15 protein-coding genes and 1 pseudogene are annotated in these 19,502 nt (G+C 71.3%); 6 read left to right on the top strand and 10 right to left on the bottom strand.

Annotated features, from left to right (window positions below; genetic code table 11):
• Positions 1-62 precede the first annotated feature (62 nt).
• Positions 63-1,001, top strand: a complete 939-nt coding sequence (locus ACZ7MX_RS21670) for a helix-turn-helix transcriptional regulator (protein ID WP_472134387.1) — start codon at positions 63-65, stop codon at positions 999-1,001.
• A gap of 28 nt (positions 1,002-1,029) precedes the next feature.
• On the opposite strand, the gene ACZ7MX_RS21665 is transcribed toward ACZ7MX_RS21670, so the two are convergent.
• Positions 1,030-2,493 carry an MFS transporter gene (locus ACZ7MX_RS21665; protein ID WP_472134385.1) on the bottom strand — a complete coding sequence of 488 codons (1,464 nt, stop codon included), beginning with the start codon at positions 2,491-2,493 and terminating at the stop codon, positions 1,030-1,032.
• 193 nt (positions 2,494-2,686) lie between these two features.
• Between ACZ7MX_RS21665 and dusB the strand changes: the two genes are divergently transcribed.
• Positions 2,687-3,817 carry a tRNA dihydrouridine synthase DusB gene (gene dusB / locus ACZ7MX_RS21660; protein ID WP_472134383.1) on the top strand — a complete coding sequence of 377 codons (1,131 nt, stop codon included), beginning with the start codon at positions 2,687-2,689 and terminating at the stop codon, positions 3,815-3,817.
• 24 nt (positions 3,818-3,841) lie between these two features.
• Here the strand turns inward: dusB and ACZ7MX_RS21655 are convergent, their stop codons facing one another.
• Positions 3,842-4,474 carry a GNAT family N-acetyltransferase gene (locus ACZ7MX_RS21655; protein WP_472134381.1) on the bottom strand — a complete coding sequence of 211 codons (633 nt, stop codon included), beginning with the start codon at positions 4,472-4,474 and terminating at the stop codon, positions 3,842-3,844.
• 225 nt (positions 4,475-4,699) lie between these two features.
• Here ACZ7MX_RS21655 and ACZ7MX_RS21650 point away from each other — a divergent pair, with 225 nt between their 5' ends.
• Together ACZ7MX_RS21650 and ppdK are read left to right on the top strand one after the other, a co-directional pair.
• Complete coding sequence (locus ACZ7MX_RS21650) at positions 4,700-5,284, top strand: MarR family winged helix-turn-helix transcriptional regulator (protein WP_472134556.1); 585 nt, start codon at positions 4,700-4,702, stop codon at positions 5,282-5,284.
• Positions 5,285-5,820: 536 nt separating this feature from the next.
• The gene (gene ppdK / locus ACZ7MX_RS21645; RefSeq protein WP_472134379.1) at positions 5,821-8,601 is read left to right on the top strand and encodes a pyruvate, phosphate dikinase; all 2,781 of its coding nucleotides are present in this window, start codon (positions 5,821-5,823) and stop codon (positions 8,599-8,601) included.
• 265 nt (positions 8,602-8,866) lie between these two features.
• Here ppdK and ACZ7MX_RS21640 read toward each other — a convergent pair.
• Both ACZ7MX_RS21640 and ACZ7MX_RS21635 read right to left on the bottom strand, forming a co-directional pair.
• A pseudogene (locus ACZ7MX_RS21640) lies at positions 8,867-9,145 on the bottom strand (STAS domain-containing protein); the annotation flags it as partial.
• Between the two features lie 114 nt (positions 9,146-9,259).
• Entirely contained in the window at positions 9,260-9,481 is a 222-nt protein-coding gene (locus tag ACZ7MX_RS21635; protein ID WP_472134377.1) for a hypothetical protein, read from the bottom strand.
• Between the two features lie 128 nt (positions 9,482-9,609).
• Here ACZ7MX_RS21635 and ACZ7MX_RS21630 point away from each other — a divergent pair, with 128 nt between their 5' ends.
• The gene (locus ACZ7MX_RS21630) at positions 9,610-12,399 is read left to right on the top strand and encodes a hypothetical protein (RefSeq protein WP_472134375.1); all 2,790 of its coding nucleotides are present in this window, start codon (positions 9,610-9,612) and stop codon (positions 12,397-12,399) included.
• Between the two features lie 525 nt (positions 12,400-12,924).
• Positions 12,925-13,770: an ArsR/SmtB family transcription factor gene (locus ACZ7MX_RS21625; protein WP_472134373.1), complete on the top strand. Its 846-nt coding sequence runs from the start codon at positions 12,925-12,927 to the stop codon at positions 13,768-13,770.
• Positions 13,771-13,900: 130 nt separating this feature from the next.
• Here ACZ7MX_RS21625 and ACZ7MX_RS21620 read toward each other — a convergent pair whose 3' ends face one another.
• The 6 genes from ACZ7MX_RS21620 to ACZ7MX_RS21595 all read right to left on the bottom strand — a co-directional run bounded on the left by ACZ7MX_RS21620 (position 13,901) and on the right by ACZ7MX_RS21595 (position 19,498).
• The gene (locus ACZ7MX_RS21620) at positions 13,901-14,848 is read right to left on the bottom strand and encodes a TauD/TfdA dioxygenase family protein (protein ID WP_472134371.1); all 948 of its coding nucleotides are present in this window, start codon (positions 14,846-14,848) and stop codon (positions 13,901-13,903) included.
• Positions 14,849-15,167: 319 nt separating this feature from the next.
• Positions 15,168-16,031 (bottom strand): carbohydrate ABC transporter permease, encoded by an 864-nt coding sequence (locus ACZ7MX_RS21615; RefSeq protein ID WP_472134369.1) that lies wholly within the window; start codon positions 16,029-16,031, stop codon positions 15,168-15,170.
• Positions 16,032-16,036: 5 nt separating this feature from the next.
• The gene (locus ACZ7MX_RS21610; RefSeq protein WP_472134367.1) at positions 16,037-16,963 is read right to left on the bottom strand and encodes a carbohydrate ABC transporter permease; all 927 of its coding nucleotides are present in this window, start codon (positions 16,961-16,963) and stop codon (positions 16,037-16,039) included.
• 11 nt (positions 16,964-16,974) lie between these two features.
• Positions 16,975-18,234 carry an ABC transporter substrate-binding protein gene (locus ACZ7MX_RS21605; RefSeq protein WP_472134365.1) on the bottom strand — a complete coding sequence of 420 codons (1,260 nt, stop codon included), beginning with the start codon at positions 18,232-18,234 and terminating at the stop codon, positions 16,975-16,977.
• A gap of 172 nt (positions 18,235-18,406) precedes the next feature.
• The gene (locus ACZ7MX_RS21600) at positions 18,407-19,057 is read right to left on the bottom strand and encodes a hypothetical protein (protein WP_472134363.1); all 651 of its coding nucleotides are present in this window, start codon (positions 19,055-19,057) and stop codon (positions 18,407-18,409) included.
• Between the two features lie 126 nt (positions 19,058-19,183).
• Positions 19,184-19,498, bottom strand: a complete 315-nt coding sequence (locus tag ACZ7MX_RS21595) for a hypothetical protein (protein ID WP_472134361.1) — start codon at positions 19,496-19,498, stop codon at positions 19,184-19,186.
• Positions 19,499-19,502 lie beyond the last annotated feature (4 nt).

The following is a 19,502-nucleotide window of genomic DNA, read 5'->3' as shown; positions in this document are numbered from 1 at the left end:
TGTCCTTATCCTGGTATCACTGCTACCTGGCAACCGGCTGGGCGCTGCGGCACGCTGGAGGCATGACCGTCGACGCGACCCTGACGCAGGCTGCCACACCACCCGGCGCCGCCACGACCCCGCCGTCCGGGGCGGCCCGCCCCACGGGTGCCGCACCCCCGCGCGACGACGCCGCCCGCCGGGCCGAGCTGGCCGCCTTCCTGCGCAGCCGGCGCGAGCGGATCACCCCCGAGCAGGTCGGCCTGCCTCGCGGTGCCCGCCGCCGTACACCGGGACTGCGCCGCGAAGAGGTCGCGCACCTCGGCGCGGTCGGCGTGACCTGGTACACCTGGCTCGAACAGGGCCGGGACATCCACGTGTCGCCGCAGGTCCTCGACGCGGTGGCCCGTGCGCTGCTGCTCGACCGTGCCGAGCGCAGCCACCTCTTCGCGCTCGCCGGCGCCGTCGACCCCGTGCCGGGCAAGGAGTGCACCGGCGTTCCGCGGGCCCTGCGCCAGGTCCTCGACCAGCTCGCGCCGTGCCCCGCCGTCATCCAGAACTCCCGGTTCGACATCCTCGCCTACAACAGCACCTACGGGCAGCTGCTGTGCGACCTCGACGCGCTGCCCGAGGAGGACCGCAACTGCATGTGGCTGGCGTTCACCCACCCCCAGTGGCGGGCGAGCGTGGTTGACCTGGACGCGACGATGCGGGTGATGGCCGCCAAGTTCCGCGCCTCGATGGCCGAGCACGTCGCCGAGCCGGCCTGGAAGGCGCTGGTCGCCCGGCTGACGGAGGCCTCGCCGGAGTTCCGCGAGATCTGGGCCCAGCACGAGGTCGTCCGCCCGGTCAGTGCGGTCAAGCTCTTCCGCCACCCACGGGTGGGCGTGCTCGAACTGACCGCCACGAGCTTGTGGACGGGCCCCAATCCCGGGCCCAAGCTGGTCTCCTACACGCCCGTCGACGAGACCTCCCGCGAGCGGCTGGAGCGGCTGGAGAAGTTGGCGCTCGTCCCGGCCTGACCGGGGAGACGCCCCGGGCGCCGCGGCCTCAGGCGCTCCGGCCCGCCGCCCCGGCCGCCGCGGCGCTCCGCTCGTCGTCCCCGAAGAGTTCGGCCGTGTGCCGCGCGGTGGCCTTGGCCCAGCGGCCCGTGGTCAGCGCGCCGAGCAGCAGGACCGCCACGCCGCAGCCGGCGATGATCCACCAGGCCGGGCGGCCGGCCGCGAGGAACTCGTCCGCGGTGGCCGCCGCATGTGCCCCGCTCGCCAATACGGCGCCGATCACCGCGACGCCGAGCGACTGCCCCACCTGACGGCTGGTGGAGGCCACGGCCGCGGCCACCCCCGCCTGGGCGCGCGGCATCCCGGACACCGCCGTATTGGTGATCGGCGCGTTGACCAGGCCGAAGCCGATGCCGAAGAGGACATAGCCGGGGAACAGCAGCCAGTTCGTCGACTGGGCGTCGAACCCCGCGAAGAGCAGCCCGCTCGCGCCCATCGTCGTACCGGCCAGCAGCAGCGGCAGCCGGGGGCCCCGGCCCGCGACCAGCCGCCCCGACAGCGGCGCGAAGATCAGCGTCATCCCGGCCATCGGCAGCATGTAGAGCCCGGCGTCCAGGGCGGACAGCCCGCGGATGTTCTGCAGGTAGAGCGTGTTGATGAAGAGGAAGCCGCCGAGTGCGGCGAACGCGCTGACCGCCACGATGGTGGCCCCGCTGAACGGCGCGCTGTGGAAGAACCGCAGATCGATCAGCGGCTCCCGCCGGCGCCGCTCGTAGCCGATCAGTGCCCCCAGCGAGACCAGCGCCACCAGCACGAACCCCAGGATCTCCGCCGACGCCCAGCCGGCGTCCGGCGCCTCGATGATCGCGTACGTCAGCGAGCCGAGCAGCGCGATCACCAGCAGCTGGCCGACCGGGTCGAACCGGCGCGGCTTCGGGGCGCGGGACTCCGGCACGTACCGCAGGGTGAGGAAGAGCGCCAGCGCGCCGATCGGGACGTTGATCCAGAAGATCGAGCGCCAGCCGACGCTCTGCACCAGCAGCCCGCCGATCACCGGCCCGGCCGCCATGCTGATGCCGACGACACCGCCCCACACCCCGATGGCGCGGGCCCGCTCCCGGGGGTCGGTGAAGGTGTTGGTGATGATCGACATCGCGACGGGGTTGAGCATCGAGCCGCCGACCGCCTGCACCATCCGGAAGACGACCAGCCATTCCAGGTCGGGCGCCAGGCTGCACAGCAGCGAGCCGAGCGCGAAGACCACCAGCCCGACCAGGAAGATCCGCCGCCGGCCGAGCCGGTCGGCGGTCGAACCGGCCAGCATCAGCAGCGACGCCAGCACCAGCGTGTAGGCGTCGATCGTCCACTGCATCCCCGAGACCGAGGCGTGCAGCTCGCGTTGCATGGACGGCAGCGCGACGTTGAGGACGGTGTTGTCCAGGCTGACGATCAGCAGGCTCATACAGCAGATCGCCAGCACGAGCAGACGCCGCCGGCGGCTGAGATCGGGCATCCTTGAACGCTACAACGATCCCGGCGGTCCGGCCCTGGCGGGGCCGCGGGCACGGTGCGGGACAATGGGAGGCCGCAGCCCGTCGTCCGTGGCGCGTCAGGCTGCCGGGCGCCGGCCCGCCCGCCCGTACCGCCGCCCCGGAACCAGGGCACACCCGAAGAGAACCGCCGGAGAAAGTCGAAGGTATCGCTCCATGTCGCTGCTGCAGATCGGTCCGCACACGGTGCAGCCGCCCGTGGTCCTCGCGCCCATGGCCGGGATCACCAATGCCCCGTTCCGGACGCTCTGCCGGGAATTCTCCGCGGGCAAGGGCCTGTTCGTCAGCGAGATGATCACGACCCGGGCGCTGGTCGAGCGCAACGAGAAGACCATGCAGCTGATCCACTTCGACGCGACGGAGAAGCCGCGCTCGATCCAGCTGTACGGCGTCGACCCGGACACCGTCGGCAAGGCCGCCCGCATGATCGCGGAGGAGGACCTCGCCGACCACATCGACCTGAACTTCGGCTGCCCGGTCCCCAAGGTGACCCGCAAGGGCGGCGGCTCGGCCCTGCCGTACAAGCGCCCGCTGCTCCGCTCCATCCTGCGCGAGGCGGTGGCGAACGCCGGTGGGCTGCCGGTGACCATGAAGATGCGCAAGGGCATCGACGACGACCACATCACCTACCTGGACGCCGGCCGGATCGCCGTCGAGGAGGGGGTGACCGCCATCGCCCTGCACGGCCGCACGGCCGCCCAGCATTACGGCGGCACCGCCGACTGGGACGCCATCGCCCGCCTGAAGGACCACGTCGGCGAGATCCCCGTCCTGGGGAACGGCGACATCTGGTCCGCGGACGACGCGGTCCGGATGATGCGCGAGACCGGCTGCGACGGCGTCGTCGTCGGACGCGGCTGCCTGGGCCGGCCATGGCTCTTCGGCGATCTCGTGGCCGCCTTCGAGGGACGCCCCGAGGACTACGCCCGGCCGACGATGAAGCAGGTCGCCGACGTCATGCTGCGGCACGCCACCCTGCTCGGCGAGTGGCTGAACGACGAGGCGCGCGGCGTCATCGACTTCCGCAAGCACGTCGCCTGGTACACCAAGGGCTTCTCGATCGGATCGGAGATGCGCAAGAACCTCGCGGTCTCCTCCTCCCTCAACGAACTCTCCGACCTGCTGGGCGAGTTGGACCTCGACCAGCCCTGGCCCACCGGCGCCGACGGCCCCCGTGGCCGCACCTCCGGCCGCAACCGCGTGGTCCTCCCCGACGGCTGGCTGGACGACCCGTACGACTGCGCGGGCGTGAGCGTGGACGCCGAGCTGGACACGTCCGGGGGCTGAACCCCCGCTTCCCGCCTGCCGTCCCTACGGCCGGTACACGCACGCCGCCAGCGGTGCGTGCCGCTTCCAGTCCAGGGACTCGTAGAGCGCCCGGCCCTCGTCGGTGGCGCCCAGGATGCCCAGGCGGGCGCCCTCGGTCACGGCGCGGTCGGCGAGGGTGCGCATGACCACGCTGCCGAGCCCGCGGCGGCGGTGGGCGGCATGGGTTTCGACCCGGTCGACGACCGTGGCGTCCCCGAGGACGGCCATCTGGCCCTTCGCGGCGAGCGTGCCGGCCGCGTCGTGCACCCGTACGTAGGTGACGCCGGCGTGCTGCTCCACGGAGGTGGCGTAGCCGTCGGGCGTCACCGGATGCGTGGTCCGCAGATCGGCGGCCATCAGGTGGCCGGCGTCCTCCCGGTCGGCGTACCAGCCCGCCGGGAGCCAGCGCTCGACCTCCGCGTCCTCCAGGCACACCTTGAGCCAGGTGTCGGGCACGGTCACCGACGCGGTGGCCGCCCGCACCGCGGTCTCGGTGGCCTCGGGCAGCACGTGCCGTCCGACCTGGCCGGGCGCGCCGACCTCCAGGTACAGGCCCCAGGGCTTGGTGACCGGCTCCGGCGTGCCGCGCGATATCGCCCAGCCGGCTCCCCAGTTGCTGACGAGTTCCGAAAGCATCAAGTCCTCCCCGAATGGCGGTCGTTGACGGTGTCAGGTAAGAGGCGCCGCCCGGGTGCGCACATTACGCGATGGGGAACGTCGAAGCACCTCTTTATGCGGACGGGCCGGAGTCGGGCGCGGCGCGCGGGGATATCGGCGGCATCCGCGTACCGTTTGAGGCCGAATGCCGGATTTGCGGCATGCCGGATGTGAAGGAGCAGCCGTGGCGAGGACGCAGTCGTGCTGAACGGGGACCGTTCGCCCGGGGAGGTGGAGCGGGCGGTCCGGGCCCGGGTCGGGGACCTGCCCGTGCGCTCCGAGCAGATGGCCGCGGTGGCGGGCATCTACCGGGCCGCGGCCGCGGTGCGCCAGCACTTCGAGAACTCCGTGCTGCGCGGCGCCGATCTGACCTGGACCGGTTTCGTCGTGCTCTGGGTGGTGTGGATCGGCGGCGAACGCGAGACCCGCAAGGTCGCCGAGGAGGCCGGCATCTCCAAGGGCACGCTCACCGGTGTCGCCCGCACCCTCCAGAACCGCGGCCTGCTGGAGCGCCGGGCGCACCCCACCGACCGGCGGCTCGCGCTGCTCTCCCTGACGCCCGAGGGGGAGCGGTTGATGGCCCACCTCTTCCCGGAGTTCCACGACGAAGAGGTCTTCGTGACCGGGGGGCTGAACGACGACGAGGCACTGGACCTGGCGGAACTGCTGCGCCGGATCGTGGCGCAGGTCGAGCGCCGCGGCGCGGAACGGCGGCTGGAACTGCTCGACGGCCGTGACCCGCCGCCCCGCCGCAGCGGCCGCCGGCCGAAGAGCGCCGGTGCGCTGTGAGGCCCCGTCCGCCGGGTCGTATACGACCCCCGAGGTCCGGGCGGCGTTCCGGCCCGGCCGGGAACTATGGCCTGATAGCGATGCCCCCTCCCGGCAGGCCCTCCCGAAACCCGGCTTCCGGGCGCCGGGTGGCCGAATTGCGTAGCGAGCGGCCTACCGCGTGCGCGTGGACGACTGCCCGGCCGGGCGGTTTTCTTGATCGTTTCGAGCTCCGGAGGGTCCAAATGATGGGACCCCAGCACACATGAGCGCGTGATTCTCGCCACCCCTGATAGGGGTTGCGCTCAGATGAGCGAATAGGGCCGGGCTCCACCTCTCGGAAAGGTGGCACCGGGTGCCACCCCTCATGTGTTCGAGTGATGTATTCATTCGTCGCGCTACGTATCACATTCCCTGGTTATGATCACGCTCCGCAGTAGTGCATTCAGGTAATGAACTACCTGCTGGGCGGGTGATCACTTTCGATCTGCTGGCTGACGGCCGGTTACGCAGGTATGTCGACCAAGTGGACGTACCCATACGCCTTCGATCTGGGTATGTTCCTCGCCGTCAGGGCAGCCCGTCGGCGAGGAGTCAGTGCCGTGCCGGAAACACAAGATCCCCACGTAACCCAGCCTTCGTCCGCGAAGTTCGTCTACGACTTCACCGAGGGCAACAAAGACCTCAAGGACCTCCTCGGTGGCAAGGGCGCGAACCTCGCCGAGATGACCAACCTGGGACTTCCCGTCCCTCCGGGGTTCACGATCACCACCGAGGCCTGCAAGGTCTACCTGGAGAGCGGCACCGAGCCGGCGGCACTCCGTGCCGAGGTCTCCCAGCACCTCGATGCCCTTGAGCAGAAGATGGGGAAGAAGCTCGGCCAGGCCGACGACCCGCTGCTCGTATCGGTGCGTTCCGGGGCGAAGTTCTCCATGCCCGGCATGATGGACACCGTCCTCAACATCGGCCTCTCCGATGCGTCGGTTTCCGGCCTCGCCGCGCAGGCCGGTGACGAGCGGTTCGCCTGGGACTCCTACCGCCGCCTGATCCAGATGTTCGGCAAGACCGTGCTGGGCGTGGACGGTGAGCTCTTCGAAGAGGCGCTGGAGGAGGCCAAGCGGGCCAAGGGCGTCCGCGTCGACGTCGAACTGGACGCCACGGACCTCAAGAGCCTGGTCGCGCACTTCAAGGACGTCGTCGCCAAGGAGACCGGCCGGGACTTCCCGCAGGACCCGCGCGAGCAGATGGACCTCGCCATAAGGGCCGTCTTCGACTCGTGGAACACCGACCGCGCCAAGCTCTACCGCCGCCAGGAGCGCATCCCCGGCGACCTCGGCACGGCCGTCAACGTCTGCTCCATGGTCTTCGGCAACCTCGGCCCGGACTCCGGCACCGGCGTCGCCTTCACCCGCGACCCCGCCTCCGGCCAGCAGGGCGTCTACGGCGACTACCTGCAGAACGCGCAGGGTGAGGACGTCGTCGCCGGTATCCGCAACACGGTCCCGCTCGCGGACCTGGAGCAGATCGACAAGGCGTCGTACGACCAGCTGATGCAGATCATGGAGACGCTCGAAACGCACTACAAGGACCTGTGCGACATCGAGTTCACCATCGAGCGCGGCAAGCTGTGGATGCTGCAGACCCGGGTCGGCAAGCGCACCGCCGGTGCCGCCTTCCGGATCGCCACCCAGCTCGTCGACCAGGGCCTGATCGATGAGGCCGAGGCGCTGCAGCGGGTCAACGGCGCGCAGCTGGCGCAGCTGATGTTCCCCCGCTTCGACCTCGGCGCGAAGGCCGAGACGATCGGCCGCGGCATCGCCGCCTCCCCGGGCGCGGCGGTCGGCAAGGCCGTCTTCGACTCGTACACCGCCGTCAAGTGGTCGCGCTCCGGCGAGAAGGTCATCCTGATCCGCCGCGAGACCAACCCCGACGACCTCAACGGCATGATCGCCGCCGAGGGCATCCTCACCTCCCGCGGCGGCAAGACCTCGCACGCCGCCGTCGTCGCCCGCGGCATGGGCAAGACCTGTGTCTGCGGCGCCGAGGAGCTGGAGGTCGACACCAAGGCCCGCAGGATGACGACCCAGGACGGGACCGTCATCGAGGAGGGCGACGTCGTCTCCATCGACGGCTCCACCGGCAAGGTCTACGCCGGCGAGGTGCCGGTCGTGCCGTCCCCGGTCGTGGAGTACTTCGAGGGCCGGATGCACGCCGGCGCCGAGGACGCCGACGAGCTGGTCAAGGCCGTCCACCGGATCATGGCGTACGCGGACCGGGTCCGCCGGCTGCGGGTCCGCGCCAACGCCGACAACGCCGAGGACGCCGCCCGCGCCCGCCGGTTCGGCGCCCAGGGCATCGGCCTGTGCCGCACCGAGCACATGTTTCTCGGTGAGCGCCGCGAGATGGTCGAGCGCCTGATCCTGGCCGACACCGACGCCGACAAGGACGCCGCGCTCGAAGAGCTGCTGCCGCTCCAGAAGGCCGACTTCATCGAGCTGTTCGAGTCGATGGACGGACTGCCGGTGACGGTGCGGCTGCTGGACCCGCCGCTGCACGAGTTCCTGCCCGACATCACCGACCTGTCGGTGCGGGTCGCGCTGGCCGAGGCCCGCCACGAGAAGCACGAGAACGACCTGCGGCTCCTCCAGGCCGTGCACAAGCTGCATGAGCAGAACCCGATGCTGGGTCTGCGCGGTGTGCGCCTCGGCCTGGTCATCCCCGGTCTGTTCGCGATGCAGGTGCGGGCGATCGCCGAGGCGGCCGCCGAGCGCAAGAACGCCAAGGGCGACCCGCGTGCGGAGATCATGATCCCGCTCGTCGGCACCGTCCAGGAGCTGGAGATCGTCCGCGAGGAGGCCGAGCAGGTCATCGCCGAGGTCGAGAAGACCCACGGCGTCGAGCTCAAGCTCACCCTCGGCACGATGATCGAGCTGCCCCGCGCCGCCCTCACGGCCGGCCAGATCGCGGAGTCGGCGGACTTCTTCTCCTTCGGCACCAACGACCTGACGCAGACCGTCTGGGGCTTCTCCCGGGACGACGTCGAGGCCAGCTTCTTCACCGCGTACCTGGAGAAGGGCATCTTCGGCGTCAGCCCGTTCGAGACCATCGACAAGGACGGTGTGGGCTCGCTGGTCCGCAACGCCGCCGCGGCCGGCCGGGCCACCCGCCCGGACCTCAAGCTCGGCGTCTGCGGTGAGCACGGCGGCGACCCGGAGTCCGTCCACTTCTTCCACGAGGTGGGCCTGGACTACGTCTCCTGCTCGCCGTTCCGCATCCCGGTCGCACGACTGGAGGCGGGCCGGGCGGCGGCCGAGTCGAAGGGCAGCGACAGCCGCTGACCCAGGAAGGCACCGCGGGCGTGGGCGCGTCCGCGGTGCCGTACGAGAACCACCGGAACCGGCGGCGGGTCACCTCAAAAACCCTCACCAGCCCGGCCGTCGGCTCCGGAACCCCACGAGGGCGGCACCTGTGCGGAGGTGCCGCCCTCGGTCGTGCTGCCGGGAACCCTCGGTCCGCTCAGGCGATCTGCTGGGCGGGGGTGGCGTCACCGCGTCGCCGCTCGAGCGCGGCGATCAACCGCGGCAGGAGTTCCTCCCCCTTGGCGACGGAGCTGAACAGCGGGATCACCTTGGTCAGCCCGGAAATCCGGAGGGCCTTCAGGATGCGGGGCGGGGGGTTGACGACGCCGATCAGGCCGCCGTGGGCCCGGGTCCGCTTCAGGGCGCCGACCAGCACACCGGTTCCCGTGCTGTCGAGGAAGTCCACCTCGCTCATGTCGAGGAGCAGTTGGAAGTGCCCGTGGTTGATGAGCTCCACGAGGGCCTCCCGCAGCAACGGGGCCGTATAGACGTCGATCTCGCCGACGATCGTGACCACGGTCATGACATCGGAGAGGTGCTCGTGGGTGATGCTCCGCCCACACCGGTCCACGATCGGGTCCATGTATCCCCCGTTTCCTCCCGCTCGGCGCGCGTTCCCGGGCTCAGCGTACGCCGCCTATGCCCTGCCCCGCGCGGCCAACGACCGTGTCCAGACGATCAGTTGGCGGATGATCCGGTCGGCCCGGCGGCTGCCGTCCGGCAGGAACGGCAGCACCACGAGCGCCGGCACGCTGGCCAGCGTGACCAGCAGGAGGGGAAGGACGAGGAGGGCCGCGGTCAGGGCCCGGTACAAGGTGTTGGCCGTGCCTCGCGTGATGAGGGTGGCGAAGGGGTTCAACTCTGCCTCCGAAGTGAGCGTGCGGCGTCGCCTGCTGGACGCGCTGTCGTCGTCGGGATCAGGATGGCGGCGGGCGGGAGGCCGCCGACGGGTGGCGACGGGATGCGGTGGGGAGCGGGGGAACAGCGATGGGAAGCGACGAGAACCGCGCTCCGGGGCGCCGGCCACGGCCGCTGGCCCCGCCGCGGCTGCCGCCGGGCGCACTGCGGGAGTTCAAGCGCTTCCTGTACCGCCTCTACCTCGCCGCCGGGACCCCTTCCCTGGAGGCGATCGTGGACGCGATCGGCCAGGACGACGGCCTGCCCGGCTCGCCCTTGAAGGACACCGTCAACCGGATCCTGGGCGGTGCGAAACTGCCCGGTCTGCACGACGCGGAGTCGGTCGCCGCGGTGCTGGCGCGGTCGGGCGGGGCCGAGGACCCGGAGCATGTGGTCGTACGGACCAAACAGCTGTGGATCGCGGCCCAGGAGAACCCGGGCCCGCCCCCGCGCACGGCCGAGGACTGGGGCGCCTTCGCGCTCGGGGTGCACCGTGCGGTCGCCGTCGACGGCAGCGGCGTCGACGACCTCACCCCGTACATCGCGCGCAAACACGACGAGCTGCTCCGCGACCGGCTGCGGCACGCGGCCGAGGGCCGGCAGTCCGTCTTCGCCCTCCTGGTCGGACAGTCGTCGACCGGCAAGTCGCGGGCCGCTTTCGAGGCCGTCCGGAGCGAACTCCCCACCTGGCCGGTGCTGGTGCCGCGGGGTGCGCACGAGCTCGTCGAGTGGGTGGCGACGGACTCCGTCGACGCGCGCACCGTCGTCTGGCTGGGCGAGGCACAGCGTCATCTGACCGAGCCCGCCGGGGAGGAGGCGGCCCGGGCCCTCGCGGAACTCCTCGCCCGGGTCACGCCGGTGGCGGTGATCGGCACGATGTGGCCGGAGTACGCCCGCAAGGTGGCCTCGCGCGCGCTGGAGACGGCCGACCGGTACGCCCATGCGCGCGCCCTCCTGGAGACGTACCGGGCCGAGATCCATGTCCCGGACGGCCTGGGGGACGGCCTCGGGCAGGCCCGGAAGATCGCCGTCCGGGACCCGCGGATGCGGGCGGCGGTCGCGGCCGCGCAGTGGTCCGGCGACGGCGCACGGGCCCGGGTCATCCAGCAACTGACCGGCGGTCCGGAGCTGGTCCGGCGGTACGCGACCGGGCCCGGCAACGCCTTCTCGGAGATCGAGCACGCGGTCGTCACGGCCGCCGTCGACGCCCGCCGCCTCGGGCACGGCAGCGCACTGCCGGGCGAACTGCTCGCCGAGGCCGTGGCCGGCTACCTGCCGACGACCGCCCGGGTCACGCACGACAGCGGCTGGTTCGCCACCGCCCTGCGCAGCCTGTGCGCCCAGGAGACCGGCTCGCTGTCCGCCCTGGTGCCGGACCGGGTCGCGCCGGGCCTCGGGGCGGCGGACGGCTATCACCCCGCCGACTACCTGGACCAGAGCGTCCGGCTGCGGCGCGCGCACCTCGCCCCGCCCGAGCAGCTGTGGGAGGCCGCGGCGGCGCATGCGCGCACCGTCGACGACCTGTACGCGATGGGGCAGGCGGCGCAGGACCGTCGCCGCCACGACCATGCCGTACGGCTGTACCGGTGCGCCGTGGAACGGGGCGGCGATGTGGCGCGGCCGGCGCTCGCGCAGCTCCTGGAGGAGACCGGTGACCGGGCGGGTGCGGAGGCGGCCGCGGCGGACAGCGCGCGTGCCTGGGCCGTGCTGGGGGCCGTACGCGAGAACAGCGGGGACGGGGACGGTGCCTGCCACGCCTACGCGCGGGCGGCCGGCGCGGGGGAGCGGCAGGCATGGTCGGCCCTGGCCCGGCTCCGGGAAGCGGCCGGGTGCCGGGAGGGCGCCGACGAGACCGCTGCCCGGGCGGCGGAGGCGGGCTGCACCCGGGCGTGGCTGACGCTCGCTCGGCTGCGGGACCACGCCGGGGACACCGCGGGCGCCGGTGCGGCGTATGCCCGGGCGGCCCGCGCGGGAGATGCCTGGGGGCTGCTGGGGCAGGCCCGGCTGGCCGAACGGGCGGGTGACGGCGCCGCGGCGGAGACGGCCTACGGCGAGGCCGGCGCCGCCGGGGTCACCACGGCCCACGTCCATCTGGTGCGGCTGCGCTGGGCCGGCGGGGACGAGGCGGGGGCGGAGCGGGCGGCCGCGCAGGCCGGCGAGCGCCGGGACGCCGAGGGCTGGTGCGTACTGGCCCGGCTCCGCCGGGAGCGGGGCGACACCGAGGGGGCGGCGCACGCCTGGGGGAGGGCGGTCGCCGCCGGGTCGGTCACCGCGCAGGCCCAACTGGCCCGGCTCTGCGAGGAGAACGGTGACCGCGCGGGCGCCGAGCGCGCCGCCCGCAAGGCCGCCTGGCAGGGCGACGCGGAGGCATGGGTGGCGCTCGCCCGGCTGCGGGCGGAGGCGGGCGATCCGGAGGGGGCGGACCTGGCGGCCGAAGCGGCCGCCGCCGCGGGGGACACCGACGCCTGCACGATGCTCGCGCGGCTCAGGGAGGCGGCGGGCGACCGGCCGGGCGCCGAACGGGCCGCGAACGCCGCCGCCGAGACCGCGGATCCGGAAGCCTGGGCCGCGCTCTCCCGCATCCGTGAGCGGGCCGGCGACCGGACGGGTTCGGAGGCGGCGGTGGCCAAGGCGAGGGAGGCCGGCGCGACCGGGGCGTGGACCGCCCTGGGCCGGGTACGCGAGCAGGGCGGCGACCATGAGGGCGCCGAACGGGCCTATCTCACGGCGACCGCCCTGGGAGACGTCGATGCCTGGGGTGCGCTCGCCCAACTCACGGAGGAAAAGGGTGACGTGCGACGCGCGGCGGAGCTCTACGGTACGGCGGTGGACGCCGGGGACACGGAGGCGTGGGAGGGGCTGCTGCGGACCCGGGGATGAGCCGGTGAGGCACCCGGACCGCCCTGGTGCGGTCCCGACGGGCAACCGGACGAGGGCGGCACCTGTGCGGAGGTGCCGCCCTCGCTTTCTCCGGACTCCCCCCTCGGGAGCTGCCGCCACCCCGGTCGGCGCGGGAAGGCGGCCTTCGACGGGGCTGCCGAACGGACGGTTCTTTGCCCATCACCCCCCACGGGATCGAGCAATCCGAGCCGTTCGTGCCGCCGTCGAATTGAGTACAAGCATTCCTGCCGCCCCCCGGGCGGCGCGAGGACTTTCAAGTCTGGCCAAAAGGGCATGGTGACCGCGCGTGTTGGCGTGCATACTCAGGCGTGCCGGGGGCCGACGGAAGAAACCAAGGGTGGGGGTTCGGTGTTACGCGTCCATTTCAGTGGACTCGATCTGGCCCGTGTGCGCATTGCGGCACGCCCGGACGCGCTGTGGGAGACCGTCTTGAGCTTTCACCGGCTGCGTGACCGACGGGACGATTCGGCGTTCGGCAAATGGCGATCGGAAACACGGGGAAAGTTGAATGGCGAAGCGCGTCTGCTGGCGCCGCTGGTGCCCACGCGCGGCTATTTCCCCGATTTCCTGACGCCCGCCGAAGGGCTCCTCGGGCTGTCCGACGCGCTCGCCGCGCTGCGCGAGACACCGGCCGAGCGGCTGCACACCGAGCTGTCCCGGCTCTCCGCCGCCGCCCGTCCGCTCCCGTCGTGGATCCGGGCGATGGCCGACGGCGAGACCCGCGCGCTCGGCCGCCTCGCCACCATCCTGCAGGGCTACTACGAGGCGGCCGTCGCTCCGTACTGGCCGCGCATCCAGGGCCGCATAGAGGCCGACCGGGCCACCCGGGGCCGGGCGCTGCTCGACGGCGGCGCGGACCGGCTGCTCGCCTCGCTGCCGCCGATGATGCGCTGGCGCCCGCCGGTCCTGGAGGCCGACTATCCCATGGACCGCGATCTCCATCTCAACGGCCGCGGCCTGCTCCTGCTGCCCTCGTACTTCTGCCGCCGCACCCCGGTGACCTTCCACAACCCGGACCTGACGCCCGTCCTGGTCTACCCGGTGGAGCACCCCACGCCGAGGCTCACCCCGCACGTACCGCCCGAGCGATGTCTCGGCCGACTCGTCGGCAAGACCCGCTCGGCGATACTGCACGGCGTCGGCGTCGGCTGCACCACCAGCGAACTCGCCCGCCGGGCCGACGTCTCGCTGGCCTCCGCCAGCCAGCACGCCACCGTCCTGCGCGACGCCGGTCTGCTGACCACGCTCCGGCAGGGCAACGCGGTGCTGCACACCCTCACCCCGCTGGGCGCGGCCCTGCTGCGCGGCGCCCGGCCGGCGGAGGAGGCGGCGTACGAGCGGCTGGCGTGAGGCCGGGGCCGGGGCAGGGGTGGTGACGGTGCGGCCGGGGCCCCGGACGCGCGGTCGACGCACCGAGCGGACCGGGTACGCCGGACGGAGACCGGCACCCTCCTGCACCGTACGGGCGCGGGCTACGCCATCAGGACGGGCGGTCCCCCGCGACGGCGACCCGTTCGGCGACCCGGCGCCCGGTCCCGTAGTCGTTCACGGCATAGTGCTGGGTGGCGCGGTTGTCCCAGAAGGCGACGTCGCCCGCCTGCCAGCGCCACCGCACCTGGAACTCCGGCACGTGCGCCTGCTGGAACAGCAGCCGCAGCATCCGATCGCTCTCCGCCTCCGCCCAGCCCGCGATCCGGGTGGTGAAGGAGGCGTTGACGAACAGCGTGCGCCGCCCGGTCTCCGGGTGGCGGCGCACCACCGGATGCTCGACGGGCGGGAACTCCTCCTGGAATGGCGCCAGTTGGGCCGGAGAGTAGAAGCGCGCGAAGCCCGGGAGATAGTCGTGTACCGCCCGCGCCCCGTCGATACGTGCCCTGATTTCCGACGGCAAATTGTCGTACGCCGCGGCCATATCGGCCCACAGGGTGTCTCCTCCGGAGGCCGGCACCTCACGAAGCTGCAACACCGCGCCGAGCGCCGGGCGTTCCCGGAACGTGACGTCCGCGTGCCATACGTTCTCGAACGTAGGAACCGCGCCGGCCGTCTTGTCGAACCGCACCACCTCCTTCGTATCCCCCTGCGCCAGGAGCGGATTGGTCTCCAACTCCCCCCAATTCGCGGCGAATTCGCGTAGTGACTCGGAAGTCAGGTGTTGCCCGCGGAAGAACAGCACCTTCCACTCCAGCAGTGCCCGGTTCAGCTCCGCCCGCAGCGGTGCGGTCAGCGGGCGGGACAGGTCCAGCCCACGGATCTCGGCCCCGAGGACGGCCCCCTGCGGTACGACCTCGAAGCGCTCGTAGGGCCGGTCGGTCCATCCGTCAGGCGTACGACGCAGAATCCGCGCGCCTTCGTAGAGGCCGTCGGCGGGGATGCGGTGGCGGCGAAGGGGAGGGAGAGGGGTAACGGGGGAGGGGGCGAGGGGCGTCATGGGGCCTCCTTGGGGAAGGGGAGACGGCGAGACCGGAGGGAGGGAAGGTGCCGGCCGCAGGCGGAGAAGCGGGCGAGAGCCCGACAGGGGAAGTGAGCCAGACCGTACGGAAGTGACTCAGGCCGTACGGAGACAACAGGCCGGGGGAGAGCCCACCCGACCGCGGCGGCGCAGGAAACTCAGGCCGCGGGGCGCGCACCCACCGTGGGGGCCGCAGTCGCGCGGCGCCACCTCACGGGGCTTCGGGTGCGTGCTCATGCCACGCACCGTACCCCGTACGCCGGCGACCCATGCCGTCCTCAGGCGCTCCATGCCGTCCTCAGTCATCGATCCCGCTGCGCTCCACCCCCGCGACGATGTACCGCTGGAGCAGCAGGAAGACGGCCACCAGCGGCACGATCGACACCGCCGCCGCCACGAACAGCTCGTGCAGGTTGAGGTTCTGCGCCGTGGTGAACGTGGACAGCGCCACCTGCACCGTCCAGGCCTCCTGGTCCTGGCCGATCACCAGCGGCCACAGGAACGCGTTCCAGGCGCCGATGAAGACGATCGTGCCGACCGCGGCGAACACCGGACGGGAATTGGGGACGACGATGCGCCAGTACGTCCGCCAGTACCCGAGCCCGTCGACCCGCGCCGCATCCTCCAGCTCCCGGGGGAAGCCCAGGAAGTACTGGCGGAAGATGAAGCAGGCGAAGGCGCTGAACAGCGTCGGGATGATCAGTCCGCGCAGGGTCGAGATCCACCCCAGCGTCGACACCAGCACGAAGCTCGGCACGAAGGTCACGGCCGCCGGCACCATCAGCGTCCCGAGGATCGCGTAGAAGACGGCATTGGCGTGCCGGTACGGAATCCGCGCCAGCCCGTAGCCCGCGAGCGAGGCCAGGACGACCGTACCGACCGTCGTCGACACCGCGATCAGCGTGGAGTTGAGCAGGGCCCGCCCCAGCGGAAGGCTCGGGTCGCGGAAGACCTCGGTCAGGTTCGACCACCGCAGGTCGTGCGGGAAGAACGTCCACCCGGGCGAGGTGATGTCCTGCTCGCTCGCCAGGCCGTTCCGTACCAGCAGGTAGAACGGGACCAGGAACAGCAGCGCCAGCGCCACCAGCAGCACCACCCGCAGCGCCCGCCCGGCCTTCGTCAGGGCGTCCCGCGTCAGCGGATCTCTTGTGGGGTTCCGCATCCCGCTCAGTCCTCCCCCTTGCGCCCCAGGCCGAACCAGCGGGCCTGCAGCACCGTCGCCACCGCGATGATCAGCGCCAGGATCACCGCGCCGGCACTGCCCAGCCCGAGATTCTGGTCCTGGCCCAGCGCCGTGTAATAGAGATAGACGAGCGGCGGCCGGGCGTACGGCGGATAACCACGGGCATCGCTCAGCAAGTTGTAGAACTCGTCGAACGCCTGGAACGCATTGATCACCAACAGCAGCACCACGGCCACGGACGTGGCCCGCAATTGCGGAAAGGTGATGTGCCGGAAGGTCTGCCAGCCGGGCCGCGCCCCGTCCACCGCCGCCGCCTCGTACAACTGCGGGGAAATCCGCTGCAGCCCGGCCAGGAACAGAATCATGTAGAACCCGGCCTGCAGCCACAGCCGTACGGTCACGATGACCAGCCAATACCAGGGTGGATCCGTGGTCGACAACCAGGCGATGTCCTCGCCGCCGAGCCATCCGAGCACGGTGTTCGCGAGCCCGAACCGCACCCCGTTGAAAATCGACAGCTTCCAGATCACCGCCGCGACGACGTACGAGCACGCCGTCGGCAGGAAGAACACCGACCGGAAGAATGCCTGGGCGATCCGCAGCCGGTTGACCATCAGCGCCAGCCCCAGCGACAGCGCATACGTCGCCGGCACGATGAACGCGGTGAACACCAGGAACGTCCCCAGGCTGCCCAGGAACGCATCGTCCCCCAGCATCGCGCCGTAATTGCCCAGCCCGACGAAATCCGAACCGCTCGGACTCACCGTGTTGTGCGCATCGAAGAAGCTGAGATAAACGCTCCACGCCAACGGCACATACGTGAACAACCCGAGCCCGACGGCGAACGGCCCGACGAACACCCAGAACCACAGATTCCGCCGCTGCGGGCCGAGGATGCGGCCTGCGCCCACCGCCTGGCCCCTCACTTCTTCTTGGCCCGCTGCAGCTCGGCGATGACCTTCCGCACCACGCCCTTCAGCTCACTCTCCGGGTGGGCGCCGTCCTTGATGATCCGGCTCAACGCGTCCTGATAGGCCGTACGGTCCGCCGACGTCCACAACAGCGGCTCCGCATACCCGTGCTCCGTCGCGAACCGCACCGCGTCCGCGGCCGCCCCCTCCTGCAGCTGCTTGGCCTTCTTCGCCAGCGAGATCCGCGCCGGGATGTGGAATCCGTACGACAACGCGAAATCCTGCTGGAAATCCGTCCGCTCCACCCACAGCCACTTGGCGAACGCCTTCGCCTCCGCCTTCTTCTTGCTGCGCGCACTGACCGCGGACCCATAAGCACCCACCGGAACGGCCGGCTTCCCGCCGGAGCCGTCCTTCGGAAAGGGCAACACCCCGAAGTCGTCCCCCAACGCCTTCTTGATCTGCGGCAGTGCCCACAAACCCGACCACTGCATCGCGGTCAGCCCCTGAATGAAGGCGGACGGATCCGACCAGTCCGTGGGCGCCCCCAGAAGAAGCGACTTATCGGCATACAACTGCCGGATCTTCCCCAGCACCCGCGCCGCCGCCGGATCGTCGAAACCGACCTTCCCGTCCTCACCGATCAGACTCAATCCGGCGGCGAAGAGCGGCGTCCCACTCAGCACCCCCACCCCGCCGTCATTCCCCAGAAAAAGCCCCTTGGACTTCTTCGTCGTGAGCTTCCCGGCCGCGTCCACCAACTCATCGACCGATGCCGGAGGTTCCACCCCCGCAGCCTTCAACGCGCTCTTCCGGTAATAGAGCATCTGCATGTCGATGACCTGCGGAATGCCCCAGACCTTTCCCTGCCAGATCTTCGGCGCCAGCACCGCCTGGTTGAAGTCGTCCTTCACCGGCTCGACCTCGGCCGTCAGATCGACGACCTGCCCGCCCTGGATCTGGTCCAGCAGCGGCCCGTTGACCTCGAACACATCGGGCCCCGAGTCCGTGAGCAGCGCGGCCGCCGTCTGCCGGTCGTAATCCCCCGGCCGCCACTGCACACTGACGTGAGCCTTCTCGTACGCCGCCGCATACCGCTTCACGGCCCGCTCGGTGCCCGGCTCCCCGTACTGGTGGTACCACTGACTGATCCCCGGCCCGGAACCACCGCCCCCACGCCCGGTGTTGGACCCGCACGCACTCGCCAGCGCCGCCGTCAGCGCGACCCCGCTCCCGGCCGCCAGCACTCTCCGCCGCTCGATCCCCGCCATGATGCGCTGCCCCCTGTCTCGTCACCTGCGTCTGCCCTGCCTGGCCCGCCGCTGATCGTCGATCACCGCACGGCCCGACCGTCCACTCTGCCGCACGACCGTGACACGCGCATTGCTTCTCATTGCTTCTCCGCGAACCGGCTGGATGACCGAACGGCCGCCGCCGCCCGTGCTACCTGCCTGGTGTGATACCCGTCAGCGCCCCCACGGCCGCCTCCACCGCCTCCTCCCAGGCATACGGGTACCCCTCCACATACATCTCCTGAGAAAGCCCCGGCCCCACCGCAACATCGGGTATCGACACCCTGACCTTCCTCCCCTCCAGTGCGAGGTGGTACGTCACACACGAGTCACCGCTCGCATCCGGATCGCTGTCGACATCCTCGTCCCCCAACGGAAGCCCCCGCCCTACGAGTTCGGCCACCAGCCGGTCCCGGTTGGCCCAGATCGTGCGCCGAGCCGCATCGAACGCGGAGAGCTCGTCCACAAGGTCACTCCAGGCATACGGCACCCCGTTGTGCACCACCTCCCAGCTGCCGCCGCTCTCCCCACCCTTCACGACCTCAAGTGGCACCCCGGGCATCACGATGTCCCCCTCATAACCCGGCGGACACTCGAAGGAGAACTGGAGGCAGTCGGGCCACTCGTCATCGGCCTCCCCGTCATCGATCCCGGCCCAGGGCTCGTCACACCCACGCGCCACGAGCTCGGCCACCAACGCCGCCATATTCGCCCGCGCACAGGCCGCGACCTGGTCCTCATCGGCGAGAATGGCCTCCAGGTCGTGGCCCTCGCGGTGGGCGTGGCCACTGTCAGTCGTCATGAACCCATTCTGACCCGGACCACTGACAACGGGAGTCGACCCGTGACGACGTCACATGTCCCGTGACGACGTCGCACGACCCCATGGCGACGTCCCATGACCCCGGGACGACATCACACGGACCCGTTACGAGGTCAACCCTCGCCGACTGCGGTAGAGCGCGACGGCCGAGGCGGTGGGCAGGTTGGGGACCCACATCGTTTCCCCGCTGTCCTTGGCCACCACGACCTTCGATCCACCGAGCGGCCCGAGCCGCGACCGGCCGGAAGCTGCGTCGGGGCGGGGGAACACGGGGTACACCAGATAACCGATGTCGAACTCATGGACCTTCAGGGGCGCCGGAGTCCCGTCCGGCAGCTTGGGCGCGGCACAGCGACTACGGACGATGGCCAACGCATCCTCGGCACTTACCGGCGGCGCCGGCGGGTCCGCTGCGTTCACTCGC

Source organism: Streptomyces sp. NPDC107765 (assembly GCF_055657085.1).
This window is presented reverse-complemented; position numbering and strand designations above follow the sequence as displayed.

What these genes read in the sequence shown, in the direction of transcription:
- ACZ7MX_RS21630 (WP_472134375.1), top strand. Translation starts at nt 9,610, where the DNA reads ATGGGAAGCGACGAGAACCGCGCTCCGGGGCGCCGGCCACGGCCGCTG.
- ACZ7MX_RS21655 (WP_472134381.1), bottom strand. Translation starts at nt 4,474, where the DNA reads ATGCTTTCGGAACTCGTCAGCAACTGGGGAGCCGGCTGGGCGATATCG.
- ACZ7MX_RS21665 (WP_472134385.1), bottom strand. Translation starts at nt 2,493, where the DNA reads ATGCCCGATCTCAGCCGCCGGCGGCGTCTGCTCGTGCTGGCGATCTGC.
- ppdK (WP_472134379.1), top strand. Translation starts at nt 5,821, where the DNA reads ATGTTCCTCGCCGTCAGGGCAGCCCGTCGGCGAGGAGTCAGTGCCGTG.
- ACZ7MX_RS21600 (WP_472134363.1), bottom strand. Translation starts at nt 19,057, where the DNA reads ATGACGACTGACAGTGGCCACGCCCACCGCGAGGGCCACGACCTGGAG.
- ACZ7MX_RS21670 (WP_472134387.1), top strand. Translation starts at nt 63, where the DNA reads ATGACCGTCGACGCGACCCTGACGCAGGCTGCCACACCACCCGGCGCC.
- ACZ7MX_RS21620 (WP_472134371.1), bottom strand. Translation starts at nt 14,848, where the DNA reads ATGACGCCCCTCGCCCCCTCCCCCGTTACCCCTCTCCCTCCCCTTCGC.
- dusB (WP_472134383.1), top strand. Translation starts at nt 2,687, where the DNA reads ATGTCGCTGCTGCAGATCGGTCCGCACACGGTGCAGCCGCCCGTGGTC.
- ACZ7MX_RS21605 (WP_472134365.1), bottom strand. Translation starts at nt 18,234, where the DNA reads ATGGCGGGGATCGAGCGGCGGAGAGTGCTGGCGGCCGGGAGCGGGGTC.
- ACZ7MX_RS21615 (WP_472134369.1), bottom strand. Translation starts at nt 16,031, where the DNA reads ATGCGGAACCCCACAAGAGATCCGCTGACGCGGGACGCCCTGACGAAG.